General features: G+C 64.0%; 4 protein-coding genes. 3 read left to right on the forward strand and 1 reads right to left on the reverse strand.

Annotated features, from left to right (window positions below; all coding sequences use genetic code 11):
• Nucleotides 1–126 precede the first annotated feature (126 nt).
• Nucleotides 127–723, reverse strand: coding sequence for a recombination mediator RecR (gene recR / locus ACOVQ0_RS02120; protein WP_421879621.1), 597 nt, complete (start codon nucleotides 721–723; stop codon nucleotides 127–129).
• Between the two features lie 51 nt (nucleotides 724–774).
• On the opposite strand from recR, the gene fmt reads away from it, so the two are divergent.
• Genes fmt through ACOVQ0_RS02135 form a run of 3 tightly spaced genes read left to right on the forward strand, consistent with a single transcriptional unit; the run spans nucleotide 775 to nucleotide 3548 of the window.
• Complete coding sequence (fmt, locus tag ACOVQ0_RS02125) at nucleotides 775–1680, forward strand: methionyl-tRNA formyltransferase (protein WP_421879624.1); 906 nt, start codon at nucleotides 775–777, stop codon at nucleotides 1678–1680.
• The gene (gene truA / locus ACOVQ0_RS02130; RefSeq protein ID WP_421879695.1) at nucleotides 1677–2429 is read left to right on the forward strand and encodes a tRNA pseudouridine(38-40) synthase TruA; all 753 of its coding nucleotides are present in this window, start codon (nucleotides 1677–1679) and stop codon (nucleotides 2427–2429) included. Before fmt ends, truA begins: the two co-directional genes overlap by 4 nt.
• A gap of 3 nt (nucleotides 2430–2432) precedes the next feature.
• Nucleotides 2433–3548: a zinc-binding dehydrogenase gene (locus ACOVQ0_RS02135; protein WP_421879627.1), complete on the forward strand. Its 1116-nt coding sequence runs from the start codon at nucleotides 2433–2435 to the stop codon at nucleotides 3546–3548.
• Nucleotides 3549–3660 lie beyond the last annotated feature (112 nt).

Genomic DNA, 3660 nt, shown 5'->3' on the forward strand with positions numbered 1-3660 from the left:
GTGGGGGTGTCGCAAGACTATCCGAACAGCAGTTGCTCCCCCGCGCCGGGGGGGACCTCCGTGTTGTTACGCGGGGGTTCCTTAAAACGCCTGAGGTCCCCGCCTGCGCGGGGACGCTAAGGGCGGTCAGGCCACCGGCCTTCGCGCCCGCAGCGCCTGGGCCAAGGTGCCTTCGTCCAGATAGTCCAGCTCCCCGCCAACCGGCAGGCCATGTGCCAGTTGCGTCACGCGCACGGCCATGCCTTCCAATCGTTCGGCGATGTAGTGTGCGGTCGTCTGGCCTTCCAGCGTGGCATTCATGGCAAGTACGACTTCATCGATACCGCCACGGCCCACCCGGTCCAGCAACTGCCCGATGGTCAGGTCTTCCGGCCGAACGCCTTCCAGTGCGGAAAGTCTGCCGCCCAGCACGTGATACTTGCCGGTAAACAGGCGTGCCCGGTCAAGCGCCCAAAGGTCAGCCACTTCTTCCACCACGCAGATCGCGCGCTGGTCGCGGCGGGGGTCGGTACAGATGCCGCAGGGGTTGGCGGTGTCGACATTGCCGCAGGTGTCGCATTCGACCAGCAGATCCTGAACCTGTGTCAGGGCGTTCAGCAACTGGGGCAGCGCCGTTTCGCGCCGCTTGATCAGCCACAGCACGGCGCGCCGGGCCGAACGCGGGCCAAGCCCCGGAAGCCGCGCCAATGCGCCGGAAAGCGCCTCGATCTCTTGCGATGCCATGCCAGCACAGATAGGGCCGATGCCGACAAACGGAAGGCCATTTGCAAGCTTATGCGCATCATCTTCATGGGCACCCCCGATTTCGCGGTGCCGACGCTGGAAGCGCTGGTCGCGGCGGGGCACAATGTGGTCGCTGCCTACAGCCAACCTCCGCGCCCGGCGGGGCGGGGCAAGAAGCTGCAACCTTCGCCCGTGCATCTGGCGGCGCAGGCGCATGGAATAGAGGTGCGCACGCCGGTTTCGCTGAAACGCGCGGAAGAGCAGGCGGCCTTTGCAGCGCTGGAAGCTGACGTGGCGGTGGTCGCAGCCTATGGCCTGATCCTGCCGCAAGCGGTGCTGGATGCGCCGCGCATGGGGTGCCTCAACGTCCACGGCTCGCTCCTGCCGCGCTGGCGCGGGGCTGCGCCAGTGCAGCGAGCGATCCTTGCGGGCGATGCGCTGACAGGCGTTACGATCATGCAGATGGAGCGCGGGCTGGATACCGGGCCGATGCTGGCCAAGGTCGAAACGCCGGTCGATGGCAAGACGGCGGGACAATTGACGACGGAACTGGCGGAGAAGGGCGCAGCGCTTATGGTCGGAGTGCTGGCGGACCTTGGCGCTTATCCTCAGATTGCTCAGCCGGACGAGGGCGTTACTTATGCCCACAAGATCGACAAGGCTGAGAGCCGTCTCGATTTTTCGCGCGATGCGGGGGACGTGGAACGTCAGGTGCGGGCCTTCGCGCCTGCGCCGGGTGCCTTTTTCGAACTGGAAGGTGAGCGTTATCGCGTGCTGGCAGCAGACGTGGTTGACCGCAGTGGCGATGCAGGCGTTGTGCTGGACGGATCGTTGACGATTGCTTGTGGCGCTGGTGCCATCCAGCCAACGCTGATCCAGCGCGCGGGCCGCCCGGCGATGGATGTGGCGGCTTTGCTGCGGGGGCGGGCAATCGCGGCGGGGACAATGGTCGGCTGATGCGTTTTGCCCTGACCCTCGAATGGAACGGCGCGGCCTATCAGGGCTATCAGCGCCAATCGCATGGACCCAGCGTACAGCAGGCGGTGGAGGATGCGGTCCATTCCGTGACCGGAGAAACGGTGGCGGTACACGCTGCGGGGCGGACTGACACCGGCGTTCATGCGCTGGGAATGAGAACCCATTTTGATCTGTCGCGCAGCTTTGACCCGTTCCGCATGTGGGAAGCCTTGAATGCGCACTTGCGACTGGCAAAGCACGCGGTGGCCGTGCTCGATTGCATCGAAGTGGCCGAGGACTGGCACGCGCGCTTTTCCTGCGTGGGTCGCGCTTATGAATACCGTATCATCAACCGCCGTGCGCCGTTGACGCTGGATCTGGGGAAGGCGTGGCGCATTGCCAAGCCGCTGGACGAACGCGCGATGCACAAGGCGGCGCAAGCCTTGGTAGGCCTGCACGATTTCACCACGTTCCGGTCGGTGCACTGCCAATCAGCCAGCCCTGTAAAAACGCTCGACCGGTTGGATGTGCGCCGCGAGGGTGATCGCGTTATTATCGAGGCTGCCGCGCGCAGCTTTCTGCACCATCAGGTGCGCTCGATGGTCGGTTGTCTGGCGCTGGTCGGGCAGGGGCAATGGCGCGTGGATCAGGTGGCCAAAGCGCTCGCCGCAAAAGACCGTAGCAAATTAGGACTTAACGCGCCTTCGGAAGGTCTATACTTCGTGACCGCGACATATCCCGGAGAGTAGAAAATGACCGATCTGAGCGGCCAGCGCATTGTTTCCAAGCTCGATTCGGACGGCACGCTGACCGTCAGTCTTGAGGACTTCACTCTGCCGCCACCCGAAGGACGGCAAGTGGTGATCCGCGTGGAAGCGACGCCGATAAATCCGTCTGACCTTGGCCTGCTGTTCGGTCCTGCCGATATCGAAGGTGCCGAATTTTCGCCCGGCAAGATTGTAGCACGGATGCCGGAACCCGCTGTCCGCGCAATGGCCGCGCGGCACGGCGCGGCGATGCCGGTGGGCAACGAGGGCGCGGGCACCGTCGTGGCTGCAGGGGATGACCCGGCGGCGCAGGCATTGCGGGGCAAGCGCGTCACCTGCTTTCCCGGTGGCATGTATGCCACGTTGGCGGTTGCCGATGCTGGAATGTGCCTCGAACTTGCCGATGGCATAACGGCGGAGCAGGGCGCCTCGGCTTTCGTCAACCCGCTCACCGCGCTCAGCTTTACCGAGACGATGCGCCACCTTGGCCACAGTGCGCTGGTGCATACGGCGGCGGCCTCGAACCTTGGGCAGATGCTGGTCAAGATCTGTCAGGCCGATGGCATTCCGCTGGTCAACGTTGTGCGCAACGACGCGCAGGTCGCCATCCTCAAGGCGATCGGGGCCGAACATGTGGTGGACAGTTCGAAGGACACGTTCCTCGACGACCTGACCGCTGCCGTCGCGACCACCAAGGCCACGATGGCTTTCGATGCGATCGGCGGTGGCAAGCTTGTCAGCCAGATCATGACCGTGATGGAGCAGGTGGCGAACAGCGGCGCGGCCTATAGCCGCTATGGCTCCAACAGCCCGAAGCACGCTTTCATCTATGGCGCGCTCGATCTTTCGCCCACGGTGCTGACGCGCAACTTCGGCTTCAGTTGGGATGTATCGGGCTGGCTGCTCACCCCGTGGATGGGCAAGCTGGGGGCTGAGGTGGTCGACAAGATGCGCAGCCGCGTGATGGCCGAACTGACGACCACCTTTGCGAGCAACTACAAGGCGCGCGTCACGCTGGAGCAGGCGCTTGGCCGCGATGCAGCGCTCGATTACAACGCACGGCGGACGGGCGAGAAATATCTGATTACCCCGAACGGTTAATTGCCCATCGGCTCGTCATTGCGAGCGTAGCGAAGCAATCCAGAGCGGTTTAAGCCCGCTGGATTGATTCGCGACGCTCGCAATGAAGAAGCTCTTTGTTTCTGACTCCATC

The sequence above is a fragment of the Novosphingobium sp. genome (assembly GCF_049240505.1).
GTDB lineage: Bacteria > Pseudomonadota > Alphaproteobacteria > Sphingomonadales > Sphingomonadaceae > Novosphingobium.

What these genes read in the sequence shown, in the direction of transcription:
- ACOVQ0_RS02135 (WP_421879627.1), top strand. Translation starts at nt 2,433, where the DNA reads ATGACCGATCTGAGCGGCCAGCGCATTGTTTCCAAGCTCGATTCGGAC.
- recR (WP_421879621.1), bottom strand. Translation starts at nt 723, where the DNA reads ATGGCATCGCAAGAGATCGAGGCGCTTTCCGGCGCATTGGCGCGGCTT.
- fmt (WP_421879624.1), top strand. Translation starts at nt 775, where the DNA reads ATGCGCATCATCTTCATGGGCACCCCCGATTTCGCGGTGCCGACGCTG.